Raw genomic sequence first — 23,910 nt, 5'->3', positions numbered from 1 at the left:
GGCGAGGCGCACCGTATTGGGATGGTGGCACCCCGCATCCGGGCATAAGGTTGCCCTGACGGAAAGGCCCCCGGGGGAGCACCAACACCCCCTGCCTCCGCCCCGGGAGGAACCGCTCACCGCGGTCCCCGCCCGGTTCCGCAACCGGCGCCACCGCGTCCGCTCAGCCATCAGCCCGACCGGGCGGTCGGCGTCCGGCAGCGGCCGGGCCGGCGTCCGGCTCACCCGACACGAAGGAGTGCGCGGTGACACCCGAGAAGTCAAAGCGGAACCAGCTCGCCAAGGAGCCTGACGATCAGCCCGCGCAACAGCGGGAGGTGCGCAACCTGGACGTCTGGGCCAGGTCCGCGCCGATCCGACTGGCCGGCTACGAGGACGATCTGAACGAACCGCACATCCTGCGCGGTATCGACTGACCCTCCGGCACGGCCGGTTCACGGGCCGTACGGGCAACGAAGCCCGTACGGCCCCTACCGTGTCCGGGGACCGCGTTCAGCCCGCGTCGCCGGCCGGGACGCCCTGCGGGGGCGGCGTGACGGCGTACAGGTCCAGGACGGGGGGCGGCGCGGCGCGGCCCGGTCCCCCGGCGCGCACCCAGGCGGCGATGTCGCCGATGACGTCGGGATCGTTGACCAGACCCAGCCAGACCGGTCGCCCACCGGCCGCGCGACCCTCCGGGGAGGGCTGCACGACGAGGACGTCGGCCTGCTCGCACATGTCGAGACAGGCGGTGACCCGCACCCGGCAGACCCCGGCGAGTTCCTTGCGCAGCCGGTCGAGCTGCGCCTCGTGATCGACGCCGGGGACCTTGTCCGTACCGCAGCAGCAGTCGCGGCAGACGCTCACCGTACAGGCACCCTGCCGCGGCACACCGGCGCTCACGTGAGGGTGATCCGCACGCCCACCGTGCCCTCGCGGCCGCGGCGCAGCCGGCTGCCGAACAGCGTGAGCCGGCCCATCAGCCCGTACTTGCGGGCGACCAGGGAGCGGTAGCGCTCGGTCTCCTCAGGTCCGAGGATCTCGGCGTGCGCGGGCACCTGCTCCCCCGTGGGGTTGCCGCGCACGTCGCAGGGGCCGACCAGCACGTCGGCGCGGTTGCGGATCCGCTTGACCTTGCCGGAGTCCGCCGCCGTCCACGCGCCGAGCGCCTCGCCGTCGCGCACCACCCAGACCGGGGTGGGGACGGTGCGGCCGTCCCGCCGGTAGGTGGTGACCAGCAGATACTTGCCCGCCGCGAGCCGGGCGGACGCGCTGTCCTCGATCATGGACCAAGGCTACGCGGGAAGGGCCTCCACGGCGGGCGCGGTGAGCGATTTGCCGAGGCACACGTTGAGCGGACTGTCCTTGTAGTGACCGAACTTGGTGACCGGGGTGTAGCCGCAGGAGGTGTAGAGGGAGATCGCCTCGGGCTGCATCGTCCCGGTCTCCAGCACCATGCGGGTGCGGCCCGCCGCGGCGGCGCCGGCCTCCAGCTCGGCCAGCACCCGCCGTGCCAGGCCCAGCCCCCGGGCCCGCGGCACCACGTACATGCGCTTGAGCTCAGCGTCGCCGTCCTCGAAGCCCTCGCAGGAGGCGTCCCGCCCGCGCCAGCCGCCGGTCGCCACCGGGGCGCCGTCGAGGTAGCCGACCACGAACTCGCCGTGCGGGGCGTCGAAGTGGTCGGCGTCCACGGCGGTCTCGTCGGGGCCGCCGTACCGCTCGACGTACTCCTGCTGCACCTGCTCGGTCAGCAGCACGGCGTCGGGGTGGTCGTAGCGCGTCATCCGGATCTCCACCGGCACATCGTACGCGTGTACGGCGTACGCCCCGGTCCGGTGCGCTCCGGCGGGCCGGTATCGTCCCGGTCATGCTCACCGTGACCACCGTGAATGTGAACGGGCTGCGTGCCGCGGCCAAGAAGGGCTTCCTCCCCTGGCTGGAGGCGACCGCGGCCGACGTGGTGTGCCTGCAGGAGGTCCGCGCCGAGGCCGCCCAGCTGCCCGAGGAGGTCCGCGCTCCCGAGGGCTGGCACGTCGTCCACGCCCCCGCGGCCGCCAAGGGCCGGGCCGGGGTGTCCGTCTACTCGCGCCGGGAGCCGGCCGCCACCCGGATCGGCTTCGGCTCCGAGGAGTTCGACGGCTCCGGCCGCTACGCGGAGATCGACCTGCCCGGTGTCACGGTCGCCAGCCTCTACCTGCCCTCCGGTGAGGTCGGGACGGAGCGGCAGTCGGAGAAGGAGCGCTTCATGGCGGCGTTCCTCGACCACATGGTCAAGCTCCGGGAGAAGGCCGCAGCCGACGGCCGCGAGGTGCTGATCTGCGGCGACTGGAACATCGCGCACACCGAGCGCGACCTCAGGAACTGGCGGGCCAACCAGAAGAGCGCCGGTTTCCTCCCCGAGGAGCGGGCCTGGCTGTCCCGCGTCTACGACGAGGCCGGCTACACCGACGTCGTACGCCACCTCACCCCCGAGGGCGAGGGCCCCTACACCTGGTGGTCCTACCGCGGCCGCGCCTTCGACAACGACAGCGGCTGGCGCATCGACCTCCACGTCGCCACCCGCGGTCTCGCCGCCCGGGCCGCCTCGGCCCGCGTCGAGCGCGCCGCCACCCACCCCGAGCGCTGGTCCGACCACGCGCCGGTGACGGTCGCGTACGACGTCTGAAACCAGCTCCGGGCTTCCGGATGAGGCCGTCGAACGGCGTCGCGGCCGTATCGTCTAGTCAGCTGCCGTTTCCCGGAGGAGTCCCCATGGCGCCGCCCGTCGTCCGCTCTCTGCGCGAGCAGATCCGCGAGTTCATCGTGGACGGCATCGTCAGCGGGCGGTGGAAGCCCGGGGAGCGGATCGTCGAACGGGGCATCGCCACCGAGCTGGAGGTCAGCCAGACGCCCGTGCGGGAGGCGCTGCGCGAGCTGGAGGTCATGCGGCTGATCGAGTCCGCGCCGAACAAGGGCGTCCGGGTGCGCAGGCTGACCGCGGCGGACCTGGAGGAGATCTACCCGGTGCGGGCCGGCCTGGAGCAGATCGCCGCGGAGCTGGCGGCTCCCCGGCTCCGGGAAGGGCTGTCCGCCCTGGAGGCCGAGGTCGCGCTGCTGCAGAAGGCGGACGCCGAGGGCGACGCCCAGGCGCAGGTGCGGCACACCGTGGCGTTCCACCGCGAGCTGGTGCGGGCCTCGGGCAACAGCGTGCTGCTGCACACCTGGGAGTCGCTGGGCATCGAGGTCTGGACGGCGCTGTCGATCCGCTGGCTGGGCACCCGCCAGCGGTTGTACGCCGAGGAGCACCAGGCGGTCGTGGAGGCCTTTCGCAGGGACGATCCGCGGGTGGGCGAGCTCGTCAAGGAGCACGTGCTGGGCTGCGCGCCGCAACGCGGCTGACGGCGCCCGGGGCACAGGGGTTCACCTCAGGCGTGACCCTCGTCACACTCCATTTGATCGATCATCGATCAGAATTACTCTGTGAGAGACGGGGACACCCTGCCCGCACGGAACCATCTGGAAGGCGTTCACCATGACCGACGCCACGCTGAGCGCACTCGATCACCTGCCGGACCCCGACCCCGAGGAAACCGGTGAATGGGCCGCCTCACTCGACGCGGTCACCCGCGCCGCCGGCCCTGATCGCGCGGCGTACCTGATGCGCCGCACCTTCGACCACGCGCAGACGTCCGGTCTGGCGGTGCCGTCGCTGCTGGAGACCGAGCACATCAACACCATCCCGACCGCCGCGGAGCCCGAGGTCCCCGGTGACGCGGAGATGGAGCGGCGCATCGCCGGGTGGAACCGCTGGAACGCCGCGGCCATGGTGACCCGCGGCAGCCGCCTGGGCCTGGGCGGCCACATCGCCACCTTCGCCTCCGCGGCCTGGCTCTACGAGACGGGCTTCAACCACTTCTTCCACGGCAAGGAGGGCGACGGCTCCGGTGACCAGCTGTACGTCCAGGGCCACGCCTCCCCCGGCATCTACGCCCGCGCGTTCCTCGACGGCCGGCTGACCGAGCGGCAACTGGACAACTTCCGCCAGGAGGCCGGCGGCGACGGCCTGCCGTCCTACCCGCACCCGCGGCGGCTGCCCTGGCTGTGGGAGTTCCCGACCGTGTCGATGGGCCTCGGCCCGCTCGCCGCGATCCAGCAGGCGCGCTTCAACCGCTACCTGACGCACCGCGGCATCAAGGACACCTCCGGCTCGCATGTGTGGGCCTTCCTCGGCGACGGCGAGATGGACGAGCCGGAGTCGACCGCCGCCCTCGGCCTCGCCGGACGCGAGGGGCTGGACAACCTCACCTTCGTGATCAACTGCAACCTCCAGCGCCTCGACGGACCGGTCCGCGCCAACTTCAAGATCGTCCAGGAGCTGGAGGCGAAGTTCCGCGCCGCCGGCTGGAACGTCGTCAAGTCGCTGTGGGGCTCCGCCTGGGACGAGTTGTTCGCCCTCGACACCACCGGCGCGCTCGTCCGGCGGCTGCGCGAGGTACCCGACGGACAGTTCCAGACCTACGCCACCCGCGACGCCGCGTACATCCGCGAGCACTTCTTCGGCGCCGACCCGGCACTGGCCGAGATGGCGAAGCTGCTGACCGACGCCAAGATCACCGAGTGCTTCCACACCTCCCGCGCGGGCCACGAGCCGCGCAAGGTGTACGCCGCCTATCGCGCGGCCACCACGCACAAGGGCGCGCCGACCGTGATCCTCGCGCAGACCGTCAAGGGCTGGACGCTGGGCTCCGGCTTCGAGTCGCGCAACGCCAACCACCAGATGAAGAAGCTCACCCTCCCCGAGTTCCGCGCCATGCGCGACCTGCTCGAACTGCCCATCCCGGACAGCGCGCTCGCCGGCGACCTGGTGCCGTACGCCCACCCGGGCGCCGACTCCCCCGAGGTGCGCTACCTGCAGGAGCGCCGTGCCGAACTGGGCGGCCCCGCCCCGGCGCGCAGGGTGCACCCGGTGGCGCTCCCCGAGCCGTCCGCCAAGCCCTTCGAGGCCCTGGCCAAGGGCTCCGGCAGCCAGGAGATCGCGACCACGATGGCCCTGGTCCGGCTGATGAAGGACCTGATGCGGGAGAAGGAGAGCGGGCGCCGCTGGGTGCCGATCGTGCCTGACGAGGCGCGCACCTTCGGCATGGAGTCGCTCTTCCCCAGCGCGGGCATCTACTCGCCGCTCGGCCAGACCTACGACCCGGTCGACCGCGACATGCTCCTGTACTACCGGGAGGCGGAGAACGGGCAGATCCTCAACGAGGGCATCACGGAGGCCGGTTCGATGGCCTCCTTCACCGCCGCGGCGACCTCGTACGCCACGCACGGCGAGCCGATGATCCCGCTCTACATCTTCTACTCGATGTTCGGCTGGCAGCGGACCGCGGACCAGATGTGGGCCCTCGCCGACCAACTCGGCCGCGGCTTCCTGGTCGGGGCGACCGCGGGCCGCACGACGATGACGGGTGAGGGCCTGCAGCACGCCGACGGCCACTCGCACCTGATCGCCTCCACCAACCCGGCGGCGGTCTCGTACGACCCGGCCTTCGCCTACGAGGTCGGCGTCATCGTCCGCGAGGGCCTGCGCCGCATGTTCGGGCCGGACGCGGAGGACGTCTTCTACTACCTCACGGTCTACAACGAGCCGAAGGTGCAGCCCGCCATGCCCGCGGAGCCGGGTGTCGAGGAGGGCATCGTCAAGGGCCTCTACCGCTTCCGCGCCGCCGACACCGCCGGGCTGGCCGCCGACGCGCCGCGGCTGCAGCTGCTGGCCTCCGGCACGGCGATCCACTGGGCCCTGGAGGCTCAGGCACTGCTGGCGGCCGAGTGGGGCGTGGCGGCGGACGTGTGGTCCGCGACCTCCTGGAGCGAGCTGCGCCGGGGCGGTCTCGCGTACGACGCGGCGCGTCTGCGCGGCGAGGACGCCCCGCTCCCGCACGTCACACGGGTGCTGGACGGCGCCCCCGGTCCCGTCGTGGCGGTGAGCGACTGGATGCGCGCGGTGCCGGACCAGATCAGCCAGTGGGTTCCGCAGGACTGGCACTCGATCGGCACCGACGGCTTCGGCCTGTCGGACACCCGCGAGGCGGCCCGCCGGCACTTCGGCGTCGACCCGCAGTCCGTGGTCGTGGCCGCGCTCGCCGCGCTGGCCGGACGCGGGGAGGTCAAGCGGGAGACCGTCCAGGAGGCCCGCGCCCGCTACGGGCTCTGAGCCCCGCCCCGGGCAGGGGGAGGAGGGCCGGGCGCGCCGTCGAAGGCGCGCCCGGCCCTTTTCCGTGTCCGCTCCCGTTTCCGCCGCCCGTGACCGGCGCCCCGTGACCGGCTCGCTCGCACCCCTGGGGGGCCTCCCGGCAGATACATAAGGCAGTGATATAAATTCCTTATGCATCTTCCCGACGACGACCTGGCAGGCACCCACGCCGTCGAAGTGGCGAGGGCCCTGGAGCGGCTCTACCGCATGCTGCGCAGGCTCAGTCAGCCCAGCGAACTGTCGCTGACCACCGTGGCGACGCTCTCCACACTGGAGCAGTCCGGCCCGCTGCGGCTGACCGAACTGGCGACCCTCGAGGGGGTCACGCAGCCCGCGATGACGCAGGTCGTGTCCCGGCTGACGGATGCGGGGCTGGCCGGGCGCGCGGCGGATCCGGCGGACGGGCGCGTGGTGCTCGTCCACATCACCGACGACGGGCGGGCGGCGCTCGCCCGGCGCCGTGCGGCGCGGGCCGAGCATCTCGGGGAGTTGCTGGAACAGCTGAGCCCGGACGAGCGGGCGGCCCTGGTCGCGGCGCTGCCGGCCGTGGAGGCCCTGACCCGGCTGGGGCCGCCCCCGGCCGGGTCGCGTCTCGCCCAGCGGAGCAAATGATCAGGCATCGGTTCTACGTCGGAGCATCTTCATGACCGCGCACGCGCAATCATCCCGTTCCGTGAATCCGTTCAAACAGCCGAAGGCCGTGTTCGCGGTCGCCTTCGCCTGTGTGGTCTCGTTCATGGGGATCGGTCTGGTCGACCCGATCCTGCCCGCGATATCGGAACAACTGGACGCCACTCCCAGCCAGGTCACGCTGCTGTTCACCAGCTACCTGGTGGTGACCGCGCTCGCCATGCTGATCACCAACTGGGTCTCCAGCCGGATCGGCGCCAAGCGGACGCTGATCGCCGGCCTCGCCCTGATCGTGGTGTTCGCCGCGCTGGCCGGCGCGTCGGGCAGCATCGGCGGCATCGTCGGTTTCCGCGCCGGCTGGGGCGTCGGCAACGCCCTGTTCATCGCGACCTCGCTGGCGGTGATCGTCGCGTCGGCCAGCGGCGGCTTCGCGGGCGCGATCATCCTGTACGAGACGGCGCTGGGCGTCGGCATCGCCGTCGGGCCGCTGCTCGGCGGCCTGCTGGGTGAAGTGAGCTGGCGCGGCCCGTTCTTCGGGGTGGCCGTGCTGATGGCGATCGCGCTGATCGCCACCGTCGTCCTGGTCGAGCCGACACCGCTGCCCGCCCGGAGGACCGGGCTGACCGAGCCGCTGCGCGCCCTGCGCCACCGCGGCCTGCTGACGATGTCGCTGACGGCCCTCTGCTACAACTGGGCGTTCTTCACCGTGCTCGGCTACGCGCCCTTCCCGATGGGGCTCGGCGCGATCCAGCTCGGCCTGGTCTTCACCGGCTGGGGCGCGCTCGTGGCGGTGTTCGCCGTCTTCGGCGCGCCGTGGCTGCAGGCCAGGCTGGGCATCGCGCGGACGCTCTACGCCAACCTGGCGCTGTTCGCCCTCACCGTGCTCGCCATCGCGATCTGGACGAACAACCGGACCGTGCTGATCGTCTGCGTGATCGTCGCCGGTGTCTTCATCGGTGTGAACAACACGGTGACCACACAGGCGGTCATGACGGTGGCGCCGGTGGACCGCGCCGTCGCCTCCGCCTCGTACGGCTTCGTCCGCTTCATCGGCGGCGGCCTGGCACCCTACGCGGCCGGCAAGCTGGTCGAGTCCTTCGGCATCCATGTGCCGTTCTACATCGGTGCCGGCGCGCTCGTGCTGGGCATCGTGATCCTTTCCACCGCCCACAAGCTGCTGGGCCAGGCCGAGCAGGTCCAGGCGGAGCAGGTCCGCTCGGCCCCGGAGGCCGCCCGCGGGTCCGCCGCGGCCCCGTCGCTGGTACGGGTCGCGCACGACGCCGTCGTGCGCGTCGACGCGGCGAAGGGCGCGATCGTCGCCGCCGTGGACAGATCCCCGAACGCCGAGCGGGTCACCGAGGCGGCCGGCCGCCTCGCGACGATCAACGGCCGTACCGTGCACGTGGTCCACGCCGAGGAACCCGCCGTCGCCGGGGACGCGGCGGCCGACGGCGAGGACCTGGAGTCCGCCCGGATCGCCGTCCGCAAGCACCTGGACCGGCTCACCGCCCTCGGCATCCCGGCGGTCGGGCACATCCTGCGGAACGCCACCGGCCACGGGGAGGTGGGCCGGATGGTCGCCGAGCACGCCGAGCACAGCGGGGCCCGGGCCATCGTCGTCGGGGCGCCCACCCACGGCGGGCTGTCCGCGCTGATGGACGCCAGTGCCGGTCAGGCCCTCATGCGGTACGCGACCTGCGACATCGTACTGATCAACCCGCGTTCCGCACCGGTGGGCGCCGCGGCCTGAGTCCTCGAGGGAAGATCACAGTGGCCGCACCATCGAAATCCACACGAACCCGACGTATGGTGGCGAGACGGTGCCATGTGCCGGGGGACCGCGGCCACCGTGACTCCCCATGATCGTGACGGCGGCGCCGGAGGCGGCCATGGCCGATCCCAAGGGCTTTCTCACCACCCCCCGTCGCACCCCCGCGCGGCGCCCCGTCTGCGAGCGCGTGGAGGACTGGCACGAGGTCTACACCGGCCAGAGCCTGCTGCCCATCATCTCCGCGCAGGCCGGCCGGTGCATGGACTGCGGCATCCCGTTCTGCCACGACGCCTGCCCGCTGGGGAACATGATCCCCGACTGGAACGACCTGGTGTACCGCGAGGACTGGGCCGCGGCGTCGGAGCGCCTGCACGCCACCAACAACTTCCCCGAGTTCACCGGCCGGCTGTGCCCGGCGCCCTGCGAGAGCGCCTGCGTCCTGACCATCAACGCGGACCCCGTCACGATCAAGAACGTGGAGGTCGCCATCGCCGACCGGGCGTGGGCGGAGGGCTTCGTCGTCCCCCATCCCCCGGAGCGGCGTTCCGGCCGGACGGTCGCGGTGGTCGGCTCGGGTCCCGCGGGACTCGCCGCGGCCCAGCAGCTCACCCGGGCCGGGCACGAGGTGACGGTGTACGAGCGCGCCGACCGGCTCGGCGGGCTGCTGCGCTACGGCATACCGGAGTTCAAGATGGAGAAGCACCATCTGGACCGGCGCCTGGCGCAGATGCGCGCCGAGGGCACGCACTTCCGCACCGGCGTCGAGGTGGGCGCCGACCTCGACGCGGACCGCGTGGTCGCCGAGCACGACGCGGTGCTCCTGGCGGTGGGCGCCACGGCCTGGCGCGAGCTGCCGGTGCCGGGGCGCGAACTGGCTGGCATCCATCAGGCGATGGAGTACCTTCCGCTGGCCAACCGGGTACGGGAGGGCGATCTGACCGAGTCACCGGTCAGCGCCGAGGGCAAGGACGTGGTCATCGTCGGCGGCGGCGACACCGGCGCCGACTGCCTGGGCACCGTGCTGCGGCAGCACGCCGCCTCCGTCGTGCAGCTCGACATCAACCCGCTGCCCTGCGAGTGCCGCCCCGAGCACGAGCCGTGGCCGGTGTACCCACGCGTCTACCGGGTCTCCCCCGCCCACGAGGAGGCCCGCGAACTGGCCCGGCGTGGGGCCTGGGACCCCGCGGAGCACGGCGGTGTGCCGCTGCCCGGCCCGGAGGGGGACGTACGGGTGTTCTCCGCTTCGACCTTCCGGTTCGAGGGCGACGACGAGGGGCACGTCTGCTCGCTGCACCTGGTCGGCGTGGAACCGCAGCGCCGCCGCCCGCAGCACGGCACGGAGCGGGTGATCCCGGCGCAGCTGGTACTGCTGGCACTGGGGTTCTCGGGCGTGGAGCGCGACTCGGGACTGGTGACCCAGCTGGGCCTGGAGCTGGACCGGCGCGGCCATGTCGTCCGCGACGACGGCTTCGCCACCGGGGTGGAGAAGGTATTCGTCGCGGGCGACGCGGGCCGCGGTCAGTCGCTGATCGTCTGGGCGATCGCCGAGGGCCGTTCCGCCGCGGCCTCCGTGGACCGCCTGCTGACCGGCGGTACCTGCCTGACGGCGCCGATCACGCCGACGACCCGGCCGCTGGTGGTGTGACGGCGGCGGAGCGGGGGCGGGGGGCGAAGCCGGCGGCCCGGTAGCTCGCGTCGATCAGGCGCATCGACTCGACCGCGTCGTCGGCGTCCGTTTGCAGCGGGGTGCCGCCGCGCAGACTCTGTGCGAAGGCCTCCAGCTGGTAGGTGTACGAGGAGCGCCTGCCGAGCTCCTCGACCCGCTCGCCGTCCGAGGTGGAGACCAGGACCCGGTCGTCCAGGTGCGGCAGCACGAAGGAGGGCGCGGTGGCCTCGCCCCGGCTCCCGACGATGCGGCAGCTCATCTCCATGACGTCGGCGTCCATGTGGCAGCGGGCGGAGGCGGTGGCGCCGCCGGGGTACTCCAGGTCGGCGTCCAGCCACTCGTCGACGCCCGGCGCCGCGGCGCGCTCGCCGCCGCGGGCGGCCACCAGGCGCGGGGCGCCGCCGCCCCAGGGCGCGAGGGCCCGGGCCGCGTGCAGGGAGTAGCAGCCCAGGTCCATCAGGGCGCCGCCGGCCAGCGGCAGCGACCACCGGGGGTCGTCGTCCGCGGGGGCGGGGATGTTCACCACGGTCTCCACGTGCCGCAGCTCGCCGAGTTCACCGGACTCCAGCAGCTCGTGGAGGCGCCGGGTGACCGGGTGGTACAGGTAGTGGAACGCCTCCATGACGACCACGCCCGCCTTGGCGGCCGCGTCCCGCACCTCGACGGCCTCCTCCAGGTTGCTCGCGAAGGGCTTCTCGCTCAGCACGTGCTTGCCCGCGGCGACGGCGGCGAGGTTCCAGGGGCCGTGCAGGCCGTTGGCGAGCGGGTTGTAGACCGCCTCCACCTCGGGGTCGGCGATGACGTCGGCATACGAGTCCAGCACGCGCTCGGCGCCGTGCTCGGCCGCGAAGTCCGCCGCCCGCGAGCGGTCGCGGGCGGCGACGGCGACCAGCCGGTGGCCGGTCGTGCGGGCGGGGCCGGCGATGGCGGCCCCGGCGATGCGCGCGGCGCCCAGCACGCCGATGCGCAGCGGTTCGGTGGTCATGCGGTGCGTACCTCTTCCATGCGTACAGGTCGGTGGTCCCTCAGGGACAACGTGCAGGCCTCGGCGATCCATCCGGCCTCGACCGCGTCGGCGACGGTACACGGCGAAGACGAACGGCCCGCGACGACGTCGGTGAAGGCGGCGAGCTCGGCGCGGTAGGCGGCGCGGAAGCGGTCGAGGAAGAAATGGTGCGGCGGCCCGGCGGGGAAGCGGGCGCCCGGCTCGACGGAGCGCAGCGGCAGCCGGTCCTCCAGGCCGACGGCGATGCTGTCCCTGGTGCCGTGCAACTCCATGCGGACGTCGTAACCGCGCGGATTGTGACGGCTGTTGGAGATCAGCACCAGGGTGCCGTCGTCGAGGGTGAGCACGGCGGCCGTGGTGTCCGCGTCCCCGGCGTCGGCGATGTGGTCGGCGCCGCGGTTGCCGCCGACGGCGTACACCTCGGCGACCTCGCGGCCGGTGACCCAGCGGACGATGTCGAGGTCGTGGACGGAGCAGTCGCGGAAGATGCCGCCGGAGACGGCGACGTAGGCGGGCGGTGGCGGCTCGGGGTCGAGGGTGGTGGAGCGCACGGTGTGCAGCAGGCCGAGCTCGCCCGACCGGACGGCAGCCCGGGCGGCGGCGAAGCCCTCGTCGAAGCGGCGGTTGTAGCCGATCTGCACGGGGACGCCGCTGCCCTCCACCGCCCGCAGCACCTCCACGCTCTCCTCGATGGTGCGGGCGACGGGCTTCTCGCAGAAGACCGGCAGTCCGGCCTTGACGGCGTCGAGTATGAGCCGCGGGTGGGCGTCGGTCGCCGCGGCGATCACGACCCCGTCGACACCGGCGGCGAACAACGCCCCGGGCGAGGCGGCGATCTCCGCCGCGTGCCGCGCGGCGACGGCCTCGGCCGCGGCGGGAACGGGGTCGCTGACGACGAGGGACTCGACGGCCGGTGACGCGGCCAGGGTCTCGGCGTGGAGGGAGCCGATCCGGCCGAGGCCCAGGAGGCCGATGCGCATGGGGTGCTCCTTGGGTGGTGGGTGGGAGGGGTCAGTCGAGTCCGCCGAGGACGTTCTGGTCCCAGTCGATGACGGAGCCGGTGACGACCCCGCTGCGGTCGGAGAGCAGCAGGACGACGAAGTCGGCGATCTCGTCGGCCCGGCCGAGCCTGCCCATGGGCAGCCGGCGCCCCGCCTCCTCGCGCCAGCCGTCGTCGGCGGCGTGGAAGGCGCGCTGGGTGGCGTCCTCGCCTTCGGTGTCGGTCCAGCCGATGTTCAGCCCGTTGACGCGGATCCGGTCCCAGCGGTGGGCGTGGGCGACGTTGCGGGTGAGACCGGCGAGCCCCGCCTTCGCGGCGACGTACGGCGCGAGGAAGGGCTGCCCGCCGTGCTCGGAGGAGGAGATGACGTTGACGATCGTGCCGGGCGCCTTGCGGGCGGTCATGTCGGCGACGGCGGCCTGCATCGCGAAGAAGGGACCGCGCAGATTGATCGCGATGTGCGCGTCGAACAGCTCCGGGGTGGTGTCGAGCAGGGTGCCGCGCGCGGTGAGCCCCGCGGAGTTGACCAGGCAGTCGATGCGCCCGTGCGCGGCGACCACGCCCTCCACGGCGCCGCGCGCCTGCGCGGGGTCCGCCACGTCGCAGCCCACGTACGCCGCCTTGGCACCGCCCGCGGTCAGCTCCGCCACCAGGGCCTCGCCCGGTCCGCGGCGGCGTCCCGTCACGGTGACCACGGCCCCCTCGCGGGCGGCGGCACGGGCGACGGCGGCGCCGACGCCCTGGCTGCCGCCGTTGACCAGGACGATCTTGTCCTCCAGCAGTCCCATTCCGGCTCTCCTCGGTCGGCTCTCACGGCTCTCACGGCTGTCACGGATCTGTCGGCTTGTCCGCTTGTCGGCACCGCCGGCGCTACCGGCTCGTACGGCGCTCGGCCCCCGCGCGCAGGGCGCCGCGCAGTGCCTCCGGGTCCCACTCCTCACGGAGTGCGCGGCGCACCGTGTCGGCCTGCGAGGGCGGGGCGAGGCCGTCCACCGGCGGATCGAGGTCGAGGTTGGTGGGGAAGGGGTAGCCCTCGGCGCAGGCGGCGACGACGGTGTGCAGCGTGGCCTCCTCGGCGCCCGCGGCCTTGAGCCGCAGCAGCACCGGATAGACGGCGTTCGCCATGGCCTCGTGGTCGACGCTCTCCATGGCGCGGCCGAAGGCGGAGGAGATCTGCAGCAGGTTGGCCATGCGCCGGATGTCCGCGGAGCGGTTGTGCCCGGCGGCGTGGAAGAGCGCGGGGTTGAAGAAGACGGCGTCGCCCTTGGCGAGCGGCAGTTGGACGTGGTGCTCCTCGAAGTACGCGCGGAACTCCGGCAGCCGCCAGGCCAGATAGCCGGGCTCGTACTTCTGGGAGTGCGGCAGGTAGAGCGTCGGCCCGCTCTCCACCGGCATGTCGCAGTGGGCGACGGCGCCCTGCAGGGTGAGCACCGGCGAGAGCCGGTGGACATGGGCCGGGTAGCGGGCGGCGACCTCGTTGGAGAGGAAGCCGAGGTGGTAGTCGCGGTGCACGGTCTGCGCGGCACCGCCGGGGTTGACCACGTTGATCTGCGAGGTGATCTGGTGGTCCGGGCCGAGCCAGGCGGTCGCGGCCAGGGCGATCATGTCGTTGGCGTAGTACTCGGCGAAGACCTCCGGAGCACCGAGCGCCAGCTTCTCCATGGCGTTCCAGACCCGGTCGTTGGCGCCGGGCTTGGCGAAGTGGTCGCCGGCGGCGGTGCCCGCGGCGCGCTGCTCGCGGATGAGTGCGTCGAAGGCGGCGGTGGCGCGGTCGACGACGTCCGGGGCCGGGAAGGCCCGCTTGAGGACGACAATGCCGGGTCCGCCCATCAGGGCACGGGCCAGCTCGGACCGCACCGCGCGCAGGCCCTCCGCGGTACGGGCCAGGGACCGCAGCCGCTCGCTGTCGTACAGGGGGACGCCGCGCTCCACGGCGTCGGCGTTGGGGTGATCGGCCGGGTCGGTGCCCTGCTCGGTCAGGGCCCGCAACTCGTCGAGGCGGCAGTCGTCCTCGGTCAGCCACATCCGTGGTCCCGCGGCGGTCAGAGACATGGCAGGCCCTTTCGGAAGTCGGGGATTTCCTGAAAGTCTAGGAACCACGAACCCTCAATCAACCGCAGGAACCCATCAAAAACCCCTCAGGAACACCGCACGAATCACCGCACGAACGACCGTACGAAGCATCGCCGGAATCCCCTCTCAAGCCGCCCTGCCGCGCGCCCGGTCGGCGCCGGGAGTCCCTGTGGCGATCCCTCCAGGAAGCCCTCGATGAGCCACCCCTTCCCGATCCGCGAGATCGCCCGCCAGGCCGGGCTGAGCGAGGCCACCGTCGACCGTGTCCTCAACCGGCGCGGAGGGGTCCGCGAGAGCACCGCGCGCGAGGTCCACCAGGCCATCGCCGACCTGCAGCGGCAGCGCTCGCAGATCCGGCTGGGCGGCCGCACCTTCATGATCGACATCGTCATGCAGACCCCGGAGCGCTTCTCCACCGCCGTACGGGGTGCCCTGGAGGCGGAGCTGCCCTCGCTGCGGCCGGCCGTCATGCGCTCGCGCTTCCACTTCCGCGAGTCCGGGCCCGTCGCGGAACTGGCCGCGGCGCTCGACCGGATCGCGGCGCGCGGCTCGCAGGGTGTCATCCTCAAGGCCCCCGACGTACCCGAGACGGCGGCCGCGGTCAGCAGGCTCATCGCCGCCGGGGTCCCCGTGGTGACCCTGGTGACCGACCTCCCGGCCAGCGGCCGCCTGGCGTACATCGGCATCGACAACCGCGCCGCGGGCGCCACGGCGGCGTACCTGACCGGGCAGTGGCTCGGCGACCGGCCCGGCAATGTGCTGGTCACCATCAGCCGGGGCTTCTTCCGCGGCGAGGAGGAACGGGAGATGGGCTTCCGGTCCACGCTGCGCGCCACGGCCCCGCACCGCGAACTGGTCGTGCTCACCGGCAGCGACGGCCTCGACAACACGCAGCGCGACCCCGTGCTCGATGCCTTGCGCCGGGACCCGGACATCCACGCCGTCTACTCCATCGGCGGCGGGAACCTGGCCACCGTCGAGGCCTTCGACGCGCTCGGCCGCGAGTGCCGGGCGTTCGTCGCGCACGACCTGGACCACGACAACACCCGCCTGCTGCGCGCCGGCCGGCTGTCGGCGGTGCTCCACCACGACCTGCGGCAGGACATGCGGCAGGCCTGCCAGATCATCATGCAGGCGCACCGGGCGCTGCCCGGCCCGATCCGCTCCTGGCCGTCCCCGATCCAGGTGATCACCCCGTACAACACCCCGGTGGCGTTCCCGCGCCCCACGAGTGAGCGTGGATAGGGTGCGGTGCAAGCCCAGTGCCCTGCCCAGCCGACGAGGTGGCAGCCATGAGTCCGAGCATCCGCAGCCGGTTCCCAGCCACCGGCGTGGACGTCGCGATCGAGGCCCCGGCGGCGGTCACAGGGGACGCCGCGGACGGATTCGGCATCGCGGCCGGCACGCCGCTCGTGGCGCCGGTGGCGTCCACCGAGGTCGCGCTCGCGACCGTCTGAGGACGGCCCGTCCCGTGCGCGCGGCGCTGATCGACATCGACGGCGTCCTCACCGTCTCCTGGCAGCCGATCGCGGGCGCCGTCACGGCGCTGGAGCGGCTGCGCACGGCCGGGCTCCCGCTCGCGCTGCTGACCAACACCACCTCCCGCACCTGCTCGGCCATCGCCCGCACCCTCGCCGACGCGGGCTTCCCGGTGGACGCCGACGACATCCTGACCGCGCCGGCCGTCACCGGTCGCCATCTCGCCGCGCACCATCCCGGGGCCCGGTGCCTGCTGCTGAACAGCGGGGACATCGCCGAGGACCTCGGGGACGTCCGCCTCGTCGGGCCGGACGAGGACGCGGACGTGGTCGTCGTCGGCGGCGCGGGGCCGGAGTTCGGGTACGCGGCACTCGACGCGGTCTTCCGGCAACTGCAGCGCGGCGCCGACCTGGTGGCCATGCACCGCAACCTGTACTGGCGGACCCGGCACGGCCTCCAGCTGGACACCGGCGCCTTCCTGCTCGGCCTGGAGCGCGCGGCGCGCGTGGAGGCGGAGGTCGTGGGCAAGCCCTCGGCCGCCTTCTTCGCCACCGCGCTGGAGCGGCTCGGGGTTCCCGCCCGGGACGCGGCGATGGTCGGCGACGACATCGAGGCCGACGTCCTCGCCGCGCAGCGGCACGGCGTCACCGGTGTGCTGGTGCGCACGGGGAAGTACCTGCCCGAGACCCACCGGGCCGCCGACCCTCGGCCCGACCATGTGCTGGACTCCTTCGCGGACGTGCCCCGACTGCTCGGCCTGGACGACTGAACGCCGCTTGGCGACGTCCCGGATCTAGGATACTGTCCCAGATATGAGAGATCCCGACCCCGCATCCGTCGACGCCCGGCTCGCCGCGCGCCTCGCCGAACTGCGCGACGAGCGCGGCTGGTCCCTCGACGAACTCGCCGCGCGCACCGGCATCAGCCGCTCGACGCTGTCCCGGCTGGAACGCGCCGAGATCAGCCCCACCGCCACCCTCCTCGGGCGTGTGTGCACCGTGTACGAGCGCACCATGTCCCAGCTGCTGGCCGAGGTCGAGAGCGGGAGCGAGGCCGCGCAGCTCATGCGCGCCGCCGATCAGCGGGTCTGGACCGACACGCCCTCCGGCTTCGAACGGCGCTCCGTCTCGCCCCCGCATCCGGGACTGCGCGCCGAGATCGTCGAGGGGGTGCTGCGAGCGGGCGCGGACATCGCGTACGACGGACCGCCGGTCGCCGGCCTCGAGCACCACGTGTGGGTCCGCGAGGGCGCCCTCGAGGTCACCGTCCAGGGCCGGTCCCACGACCTCGGCCCCGGCGACTGTCTGCGCTACCGCCTCTGGGGCGCCTCGCGCTTCCGCTGCACGGGCCCGGGCGCGGCGCGCTACGCCGTCGTGGTCGTACTGCCCTGAAGGACATCGAGCAGATCGAGCAGATCGAGGACATCGAGGAAGCCGTCATGAAGGAAGCCGTCACGCACGCGATCGCGCCGCTCTCCCCCGAGGCCCTGCTGGACTGCGCCGGCGAACTGGCCGCCCTCCTCGTGGACGCCGTCGAAGGCGGCGCCTCCCTCGGCTTCGTCGCACCCTTCCACCACGCCGAGGCGTTCGCGTGGTGGCGGACCCGCGCCGGCGCCGTCACCGACGGGCGGCTCACCGTCTGGGCCGCCCGCGACGCCGCCGGCCTCGCCGGCACGGTCAGCCTCGCCCTCGAGGCCAAGCCCAACGGCCGCCACCGCGCCGAGGTCCTCAAGCTCATGGTCCACCGCCGCGCCCGCGGGCACGGCCTCGGCCGCGCCCTCCTCACCGTCGCGGAGCAGGCCGCGGCGGACGCCGGGGCGGGTCTGCTGCTGCTCGACACCGAGACCGACAGCCCGGCCGAGCACCTCTACCGCTCCGCCGGCTGGACCCCCTACGGCGTCGTCCCGGGCCACGCGGCCAACCCGGCGGGGGTGCTGCGCCCGACGACCTTCTACTTCAAGGCGCTGAGGTCCGCTTGACCCGTCCCACGGGGCCCACGGGACGGGGGGACACGGAACGCCACTCGAATTCGCGCCAGGCGCTGTGGCGAGTCGACGACAAGCCGGTGCGGGTGACCACGCGGCCGATGCCGGAGGTCTCCCGTCACTTCGGCATGGGGGGACGACACCTGAACGCTCACTCGGCCCCGGGGAGACTCCCGCCCGGTCAGGTGATCAGGCGGGCGGGGGCGGTGGCGGAGTGCATCAGGTACTCCAGCGGTCCGCGGCGGAAGATCCGGGTCCAGGCCAGGGCGAGCAGCATGGCTGCCGCGGCGAAGCAGAGCAGGACCGGCAGCGAGACGGAGTCCGGCAGATCGTCGACGCCCGCGGCCTTGATGGCGACGATGTGGCCGACGTAGGCGGTCAGCGAGATCGAGCCCACCGCGATCACGGGTGCGGGCAGCCACCGCACGCGTGCCGAGCGCGCCATCGCGGCGAGGCAGAAGGCCAGCACCAGGAGCGCGACACCCGTGTTGCCCAGGATCGAGAAGGTGGTCTGGCTGTGCGGCGCGGCCACCAGCAGCCAGGACGGGGTGTCGACGACCTGATCCCCATAGGCCTGCGACACCGTGTCCGACCACCAGGCCGACGCGGCCGGCGCCCCGGACGTGGCCGCGCTCACCGCCGCGTGCGCACCCGGGACGAAGTGCAGGGCCAGCCAGGAGCCGCCGTAACCGAGCGAGGCCAGTGCGCCGCCGCACAGGGCGACCTTTGCGCGGACGCCGGGCCTGGTCAGGTCGAGACGGGCCACGGCCATCCCGGCGACCAGGAAGGACACCCAGGTCAGCACCGGGTAGTCGCCGGTGACCAGCAGTTCCAGGATCCCGTCGGAGCCGGTCAGCCGGGCCAGCGGATCGTGCGCGATCACCGTGTCGCTCCAGTTGCCGTCGTCGATGGCGACGCGGAGCACGTACAGGATCTGGGGCAGGACGAGCGCCGTGGCCGCCGCGATGAGCGCCAGGGTGCGGGCCCGCAATCGGTACAGCGGCAGTACGAGGACGAAGGCGAGTCCGTAGTAGGTCAGGATGACGTCGACGGAGGTGTCCAGGGCCGTCAGGAGGTAGCCCAGGACGATCAGTACGGCGGCCCGGATCAGCACCCGGCCCACGGCCTGCCGTCCCGCTCGTCCCCTGCGCGGTTCCGGCCGGCCCGTGAGGAGGACCAGGGAGAATCCGGCGAGGAGCGCGAACAGCGCGGACGAGCGGCCCCGGGCCAGCTCCATCACCCAGCCGAGCGGCCCGCCCACCGAGGGGTCGGGGCCGACGTGAGCCGCGAACATGCCCAGTACGGCGAGACCCCGCGCGAGGTCCACGCCGATCAACCTGCCCGCCGCGGCGGGGCGGAGCCGGAAACGGCCGGCGCGGGCTCCGTCCGGTGTACGCGGGGCCGGCACGGTGGCCGGCGCTGTGGCGGGAGCCGGGGCCTGGGCAAGGTTGGTCATGCACTCCACAGTTGTGGCGTCCGCCGCTCGGCACCATCCGGCGAACGTCAGGTCTTCCCCCGCCGAGTGGCTGGGACGAACGTCCCTCATACCCCCACGGCGCCTGCCGTCACCGGCCGACCGGCCCGCGGCCGTCCAGGCGGGCTCCGGGGGCCGGTGGGTCAGTCGGGCAGTGTGAAGAGGCGGTACTCGCAGACCCCGGCGAAGCCGAAGCGCCGGTACAGCGGCTCGCCGGCCGGGCTCGCCACGAGTGCGGCCAGCCGCATCCCGCGTTCCCGCCCGACCCTCAGCGCGGCCGACGTCAGCGCCCCGCCGACTCCGCGCCGACGATGGGACTCGGCCACATGGACGAGGAAGATCCCGGCCACGTCGTGCGCCGTGATCACTGTGGTCGTACCCACCACGCGGCCGTCGAGCACCGCTGCGAGACGAACGATGTCGGCGTTGTCCGCGCGCTGCGCCTCGATCCGTACGAGGTCGGCCTCCAGACCGGGCGCGACGCCCATGGAGGCGCTGTAGGTGCGGACCAGGTCCGTCAGCCGGCCGGGCCCCCCGACCGTCTCGATCCGCAGACCGGCCGGCGGCCCCTCCGGGGGGTCCTCGGGGTCCTCGGGGTCCTCGTCACGGTCGAGCAGCCGCACCATCACCGGGAGCGCGCCGAGCGCCACGGCGCCGTGCCCGGCGAGGGCGGCCGAGGTACCCTCCGGGCTGTCCGGGCCGACCCACCACCACCAGGGGACGCCCGCGAGCCTGGTCCGCGCCGCCGCCACGGCCTGTCCTATCACCTCCAGGGACCGCACCCGGACCACACCGTTGAACTGCGGCTGGGCGAGCCCGCTGCGGAAGTGGTCGAGGTCACCGGCGCCGCGCTCCGCCGCACCCCACCCCATCAGGTACTGACGGAAGTTGGCGGTCACCCGCGCCGTGTCCTCGGCGTCGACGACGGTCTTGAGGGGTACGGCGTCCGGCGTGCCCGCCGTTCCGGGCGTGCGCGCCCCACGCGGTGCGTTCACTGCAAGCAACCCGTCCGCTTCGTCCGCGACGTCCGTCAGGCCCGATGTCACCGCTGCCCACGTCCCACGTCGTCCGATCGACAGTGCACCTTCCGGCGCGCACTGAGATGCAGTGACTCTACCGTGTGAGTGGTGGCACGCCGGGCCCGCCGGCCGCCATGGCGTGATGGTCGTCGTTCGTACGCCCCAGGTGCCCCCCGGGGCGTAAATTGGCATGTGAACAGTGCGGGGCACTCGGCCGGCCCGTGCCGTCGGCTCCGCCCGGCGCGCACCCTGACCCGGAGACTGCGACGAAGGTACGATCCCACCATGTGCATCCGTGTGGACGCGGGCGTGCGGCGGTGCGGCCATGCGGGGACGCGGCAGGAGAGCTTGAAGGTGAGGGGAACGCATGGTCTCTGTGACCCACACGGCGAGTAACGTCGAGATCACCGCAGAGAGCCTCCATGAGGAGCTGGTTCGCCTCGAGGCCCAGAAGCAGGCCCTGGAAAGGGAACTCGCGGCGGTCGTGGCGCATCTCGGCTCGGTGCAGCAGGCTCTCGGCACCCTTGAGGCCGTCATGGGCAAGGCCGGGTCCGCCGCCACCGCTCCGCAGGTCCCGGCCGCCGCACCCCCCGGGCGGTCCGGGGCCCCGGCCCCCGCCGAGCGGCCGGCGGAATCCGACGAGCCCGGCACGACGTCGTACGGGAAGCTCACCGAGCAGATCATGGACTTCTTCGACAAGGCCGGTGGCCTCGAAGTCCGCGCTCGCGACGTCGCCGCGGCCCTCGGCCGTGACCGCGACAACGGCAGCATCAACGCCGTCCGCAGCACACTGGACCGCCTGGTGGGAGCCTCGCGCATCCAGCGCGCGGGCCGCGGCCTCTACCGGGCGCACCCCTCCTGACCCACCGGTGACCGGTCCGCCACCGGCCGTGGCCGGACGCCTCGCGGCGGCGCGGGGAGAGGTTCGACATCGATCGAACAGTCGGGTTATCGTGACTCCATGCCGGACCAGCACTCCCCGGAGCCGGGGGAGATGACCCTGCCGCGCCTCCTCTCCGCGCTCAGCGATCCGACGCGGATCGGGATCGTCCGGGTCCTCGCCGACGGCAAGGAGCGCGGATGGGGCCAACTCCGGGCACCCGTCGCCAAGTCCACGCTCAGCCACCACCTGAAGATCCTGCGCGAGGCCGGTATCACCCGCACCCGCCAGGAGGGCACTCGCTGCTACGTCACGCTGCGCCGCGCCGAGCTGGACGCACGGTTCCCCGGTCTGACCCAGTCCCTGCTGGCGGCGGCCGACGCGGACGATGTCGGCGACCACGTCACCGAGGTCGAGTCCTAGAGTCCCGCGGGCGGCGGGGCCCGTCCGCCCCGGGCACGCGCAATGCCCCTGAAGGGCTTGTTCCCCCGTACTAATCTGTGTCCGCACACGTTGGCCCGTGCGATGCCGAGTCCGGCACGAGGGCCGGGAATGAGAGGACACATGGTCTCAGCGGCGCACACGACCGAGGATCTCCAGGTCACGGCCGGGGCCCTGCAGGGGGAATTGCAGCGTCTCGAAATGCAGAAGCAGGCCCTCGAAAGGGAGTTGGCTGCGGTCGTCGCGCACCTCGGGTCGGTACGCAGGGCTCTGGGCGCTCTCAGCCATCTGAAGCTCACCGCTCCCCTCGCCGCGGCCGCCGGTGTCCGCGAGGAGGACCGGCAGCCTCCCGCTGCCGCCGGTGAAGAGGCCGAGCACACGGCGGACGATGCCGAGGCGCCGGAGCGCACGTCCGCCGAGCCGGCCGGGCACCCCGCGACTCCGCGGCGGAACCGCACGGCGGATGACAGCGGCGGCCTGTCCGCGGCCGGCAACTACGGCAGGCTGACGGAGCAGATTCTCGAATACCTGGCCACCACGGGTGGCGCGGAGGTCAGGGCGCGGGACGTCGCCTCCGCTCTCGGCCGGGACGAGAGCGCGGGAAGCATCAACGCGGTCCGCAGCACGCTCGACCGGCTGGTCGGCGCCTCCAGGGTCCGGCGGGCCGGACGCGGCCTGTACCGCGCCGCCGTCTGACGGAACCGGGACGCCCGGCCGAGACGGGCCTGCGCAGCCGCCCCGCCCGGGGCGGCTGCTCCCCGGCGCTCCGCGGTGTCACAATCCGGGCGGCTGCCCTGTCGAGACTGTGCATGATCCGCGCCACGGGCTGCGGAGAGCGGTCGGAGGAACGGATGCGCAGGCATCCGGTTCCTCCGGTCGTTCCGTCTCGACCGGCCGAACCGTCCGTCCAGAAGGGCCCCCATGCTCCGGAACACCGATGCCGCCCCCGACCTCCAGGCGACCGTCATGTCGCTCGCCGCGGAGGCCACGTCCCTGGAGGCACACATCCGCCGCCTCCGCCAGGAGATCACCGCGGTGGACGCACGGCTGGACACCGTCACCGACACCCTCCGCCGCCTGCCGGGCCCGGGCCGTCACTCGCCGGCGTGAGTGACGGCCCGAAGGGAATGACACCTTCTTCAGTAGACTGACACTGTGACACAACATTTGGACAGTGTGAATGCTTCCACCGAACCCGCGACTCTCCCCGGTGCCGCCAGCAGTGCCGGCTCACCCCTCGCGCCGGGCACCCACACGATCGACGTCCGCCACAAGTCGTCCCTCGTACCGCAGCGGTATCACGTCGCCGGCACGAAGGGCCCCGTGTGCATCGCCTATTCGGGCGGCCCCGGCATCAGCTGGGAGTATCTCCGTGCACCGCTCCTGGAGCGCCACCTCACGATGGTGTACCTGGAGCCCGTCGGCACCGGCGGATCCGGGCGCCTTCCCGACGCACGTGACTACAACATGGCCACGTACACACACTTCCTGAACGCTGTGATCGACCACCTCGCACAGCCGAAGGTCACGCTGCTCGGTCATTCGTACGGCGGCTTCGTCGCCCAGCGGTACGCCTTGGACCACCCGGAGCGCGTCGCCTCGCTGGTCCTGTACGACACGTCGCCGGTGACCGGTGAGGACTTCTGGGCCGATGCCGTCTCCAATATGGAGCGGTTCGCCGCACGTCACCTCGCCGAACACCCCGAGGTGGCCCGCTACGTGGAGTCGCTCACCGCGCCGCTCGACCGGCTCGACGACGACGCGGCGACCGAGGTCCTCCGTACGATGCTGCCGGCGTACGTCTTCGACTACTGGGGGCGGGAGGACGAGTTCGGGCCCGCGCGTGGGTCGCTGCGCATGTATTCGGGTCCCTCACGCGGCGAGAGCCCCGCCTTCGACGTCCGGAAGGAGTTGCCGGCCGTGACGGCGCCCACGCTGGTCCTGGTCGGCGCGCAGGACTTCATCTGCGGACCGCGATGGGCGCGGATGATCCACGAGGCGATCCCCGGGGCCCGGCTCGCCGTCCTCGATGAGACCGGCCACCTGGCCCATCTTGAGCGTCCCGAGGAATTCGCCGCCACGGTGGGCGACTTCGTCACGCGGTCGACGCCCGCGACGGATCGAGAGCCGTAAGCCGGCCGGCCGGTCCATGGGGAAGCGCGGCCGGCGAGCCGATGTCCGACCCGCCGGCCACGACACAGGTCACAGGCCCCCCTTCACGGCCGGGCCGTCCGCATACCCGCCGGATCAGACGCGGGCTCATCCGCTCGGCAAACCACCAA

Annotated in this window: 26 protein-coding genes; 17 read left to right on the top strand and 9 right to left on the bottom strand. The window is 72.9% G+C overall.

Going from position 1 to position 23,910, the window contains the following annotated elements; translation table 11 throughout:
* The first annotated feature begins 245 nt into the window (after positions 1 to 245).
* Positions 246 to 416, top strand: coding sequence for a hypothetical protein (locus ACWDAS_RS15385; protein WP_450390177.1), 171 nt, complete (start codon positions 246 to 248; stop codon positions 414 to 416).
* Between the two features lie 76 nt (positions 417 to 492).
* Here the strand turns inward: ACWDAS_RS15385 and ACWDAS_RS15380 are convergent, their stop codons facing one another.
* From ACWDAS_RS15380 to ACWDAS_RS15370, 3 genes are read right to left on the bottom strand one after another with little or no spacing between them, the layout of a single operon-like run.
* Positions 493 to 882 (bottom strand): (2Fe-2S) ferredoxin domain-containing protein, encoded by a 390-nt coding sequence (locus ACWDAS_RS15380; RefSeq protein ID WP_450390175.1) that lies wholly within the window; start codon positions 880 to 882, stop codon positions 493 to 495.
* On the bottom strand, positions 879 to 1,265 hold the full coding sequence (locus ACWDAS_RS15375) for a PPOX class F420-dependent oxidoreductase (RefSeq protein WP_450390172.1): 387 nt from the start codon (positions 1,263 to 1,265) through the stop codon (positions 879 to 881). The genes ACWDAS_RS15380 and ACWDAS_RS15375 overlap by 4 nt, the downstream gene beginning before the upstream one ends.
* A 9-nt stretch (positions 1,266 to 1,274) precedes the next feature.
* A complete protein-coding gene (locus tag ACWDAS_RS15370; RefSeq protein ID WP_450390169.1) occupies positions 1,275 to 1,775 on the bottom strand; it encodes a GNAT family N-acetyltransferase in 501 nt (166 codons plus the stop codon).
* Between the two features lie 71 nt (positions 1,776 to 1,846).
* Between ACWDAS_RS15370 and ACWDAS_RS15365 the strand changes: the two genes are divergently transcribed.
* The 6 genes from ACWDAS_RS15365 (at position 1,847) to ACWDAS_RS15340 (ending at position 10,251) form a co-directional block, all read left to right on the top strand.
* Entirely contained in the window at positions 1,847 to 2,644 is a 798-nt protein-coding gene (locus tag ACWDAS_RS15365; protein WP_450390166.1) for an exodeoxyribonuclease III, read from the top strand.
* 86 nt (positions 2,645 to 2,730) lie between these two features.
* Positions 2,731 to 3,357, top strand: coding sequence for a GntR family transcriptional regulator (locus ACWDAS_RS15360; RefSeq protein WP_450390164.1), 627 nt, complete (start codon positions 2,731 to 2,733; stop codon positions 3,355 to 3,357).
* Positions 3,358 to 3,490: 133 nt separating this feature from the next.
* The gene (gene aceE / locus ACWDAS_RS15355) at positions 3,491 to 6,166 is read left to right on the top strand and encodes a pyruvate dehydrogenase (acetyl-transferring), homodimeric type (RefSeq protein WP_450390163.1); all 2,676 of its coding nucleotides are present in this window, start codon (positions 3,491 to 3,493) and stop codon (positions 6,164 to 6,166) included.
* Positions 6,167 to 6,337: 171 nt separating this feature from the next.
* Positions 6,338 to 6,817, top strand: a complete 480-nt coding sequence (locus tag ACWDAS_RS15350; RefSeq protein WP_450390161.1) for a MarR family winged helix-turn-helix transcriptional regulator — start codon at positions 6,338 to 6,340, stop codon at positions 6,815 to 6,817.
* A 31-nt stretch (positions 6,818 to 6,848) separates the two neighbouring features.
* A complete protein-coding gene (locus ACWDAS_RS15345) occupies positions 6,849 to 8,585 on the top strand; it encodes an MFS transporter (RefSeq protein WP_450390159.1) in 1,737 nt (578 codons plus the stop codon).
* Between the two features lie 139 nt (positions 8,586 to 8,724).
* Entirely contained in the window at positions 8,725 to 10,251 is a 1,527-nt protein-coding gene (locus ACWDAS_RS15340) for a glutamate synthase subunit beta (protein ID WP_450390643.1), read from the top strand.
* Here the strand turns inward: ACWDAS_RS15340 and ACWDAS_RS15335 are convergent.
* The 4 genes from ACWDAS_RS15335 to ACWDAS_RS15320 form a co-directional block, all read right to left on the bottom strand.
* Positions 10,220 to 11,257, bottom strand: a complete 1,038-nt coding sequence (locus ACWDAS_RS15335; RefSeq protein ID WP_450390156.1) for a Gfo/Idh/MocA family protein — start codon at positions 11,255 to 11,257, stop codon at positions 10,220 to 10,222. The genes ACWDAS_RS15340 and ACWDAS_RS15335 overlap by 32 nt on opposite strands.
* Positions 11,254 to 12,258 (bottom strand): Gfo/Idh/MocA family protein, encoded by a 1,005-nt coding sequence (locus ACWDAS_RS15330; RefSeq protein WP_450390154.1) that lies wholly within the window; start codon positions 12,256 to 12,258, stop codon positions 11,254 to 11,256. Before ACWDAS_RS15330 ends, ACWDAS_RS15335 begins: the two co-directional genes overlap by 4 nt.
* Before the next feature lie 31 nt (positions 12,259 to 12,289).
* On the bottom strand, positions 12,290 to 13,066 hold the full coding sequence (locus tag ACWDAS_RS15325; RefSeq protein ID WP_450390151.1) for an SDR family oxidoreductase: 777 nt from the start codon (positions 13,064 to 13,066) through the stop codon (positions 12,290 to 12,292).
* 82 nt (positions 13,067 to 13,148) lie between these two features.
* Positions 13,149 to 14,330, bottom strand: coding sequence for a phytanoyl-CoA dioxygenase family protein (locus tag ACWDAS_RS15320; RefSeq protein ID WP_450390149.1), 1,182 nt, complete (start codon positions 14,328 to 14,330; stop codon positions 13,149 to 13,151).
* 216 nt (positions 14,331 to 14,546) lie between these two features.
* Here ACWDAS_RS15320 and ACWDAS_RS15315 point away from each other — a divergent pair, with 216 nt between their 5' ends.
* From ACWDAS_RS15315 to ACWDAS_RS15295, 5 genes are read left to right on the top strand one after another with little or no spacing between them, the layout of a single operon-like run.
* Positions 14,547 to 15,596 carry a LacI family DNA-binding transcriptional regulator gene (locus ACWDAS_RS15315; RefSeq protein ID WP_450390146.1) on the top strand — a complete coding sequence of 350 codons (1,050 nt, stop codon included), beginning with the start codon at positions 14,547 to 14,549 and terminating at the stop codon, positions 15,594 to 15,596.
* A 47-nt stretch (positions 15,597 to 15,643) separates the two neighbouring features.
* A complete protein-coding gene (locus ACWDAS_RS15310) occupies positions 15,644 to 15,808 on the top strand; it encodes a hypothetical protein (protein WP_450390143.1) in 165 nt (54 codons plus the stop codon).
* Between the two features lie 14 nt (positions 15,809 to 15,822).
* On the top strand, positions 15,823 to 16,599 hold the full coding sequence (locus ACWDAS_RS15305; protein WP_450390140.1) for an HAD-IIA family hydrolase: 777 nt from the start codon (positions 15,823 to 15,825) through the stop codon (positions 16,597 to 16,599).
* Positions 16,600 to 16,642: 43 nt separating this feature from the next.
* A complete protein-coding gene (locus ACWDAS_RS15300) occupies positions 16,643 to 17,221 on the top strand; it encodes a helix-turn-helix domain-containing protein (RefSeq protein WP_450390139.1) in 579 nt (192 codons plus the stop codon).
* Between the two features lie 47 nt (positions 17,222 to 17,268).
* A complete protein-coding gene (locus ACWDAS_RS15295) occupies positions 17,269 to 17,808 on the top strand; it encodes a GNAT family N-acetyltransferase (protein ID WP_450390136.1) in 540 nt (179 codons plus the stop codon).
* A 187-nt stretch (positions 17,809 to 17,995) separates the two neighbouring features.
* Here the strand turns inward: ACWDAS_RS15295 and ACWDAS_RS15290 are convergent, their stop codons facing one another.
* Both ACWDAS_RS15290 and ACWDAS_RS15285 read right to left on the bottom strand, forming a co-directional pair.
* The gene (locus ACWDAS_RS15290) at positions 17,996 to 19,270 is read right to left on the bottom strand and encodes a heparan-alpha-glucosaminide N-acetyltransferase domain-containing protein (RefSeq protein WP_450390134.1); all 1,275 of its coding nucleotides are present in this window, start codon (positions 19,268 to 19,270) and stop codon (positions 17,996 to 17,998) included.
* Positions 19,271 to 19,431: 161 nt separating this feature from the next.
* Entirely contained in the window at positions 19,432 to 20,283 is an 852-nt protein-coding gene (locus ACWDAS_RS15285) for a GNAT family N-acetyltransferase (protein ID WP_450390131.1), read from the bottom strand.
* A gap of 391 nt (positions 20,284 to 20,674) precedes the next feature.
* Here ACWDAS_RS15285 and ACWDAS_RS15280 point away from each other — a divergent pair, with 391 nt between their 5' ends.
* The 5 genes from ACWDAS_RS15280 (at position 20,675) to ACWDAS_RS15260 (ending at position 23,761) form a co-directional block, all read left to right on the top strand.
* Complete coding sequence (locus ACWDAS_RS15280; protein ID WP_450390130.1) at positions 20,675 to 21,169, top strand: hypothetical protein; 495 nt, start codon at positions 20,675 to 20,677, stop codon at positions 21,167 to 21,169.
* Between the two features lie 99 nt (positions 21,170 to 21,268).
* On the top strand, positions 21,269 to 21,610 hold the full coding sequence (locus ACWDAS_RS15275) for an ArsR/SmtB family transcription factor (RefSeq protein ID WP_450390129.1): 342 nt from the start codon (positions 21,269 to 21,271) through the stop codon (positions 21,608 to 21,610).
* Between the two features lie 141 nt (positions 21,611 to 21,751).
* The gene (locus ACWDAS_RS15270) at positions 21,752 to 22,324 is read left to right on the top strand and encodes a hypothetical protein (RefSeq protein WP_450390126.1); all 573 of its coding nucleotides are present in this window, start codon (positions 21,752 to 21,754) and stop codon (positions 22,322 to 22,324) included.
* Between the two features lie 225 nt (positions 22,325 to 22,549).
* Positions 22,550 to 22,738, top strand: coding sequence for a hypothetical protein (locus ACWDAS_RS15265; protein ID WP_450390123.1), 189 nt, complete (start codon positions 22,550 to 22,552; stop codon positions 22,736 to 22,738).
* Positions 22,739 to 22,804: 66 nt separating this feature from the next.
* Positions 22,805 to 23,761, top strand: coding sequence for an alpha/beta fold hydrolase (locus tag ACWDAS_RS15260; protein WP_450390120.1), 957 nt, complete (start codon positions 22,805 to 22,807; stop codon positions 23,759 to 23,761).
* Positions 23,762 to 23,910: the final 149 nt, after the last annotated feature.

It is taken from the genome of Streptomyces sp. NPDC001070 (genome assembly GCF_053598835.1).
This window is presented reverse-complemented; position numbering and strand designations above follow the sequence as displayed.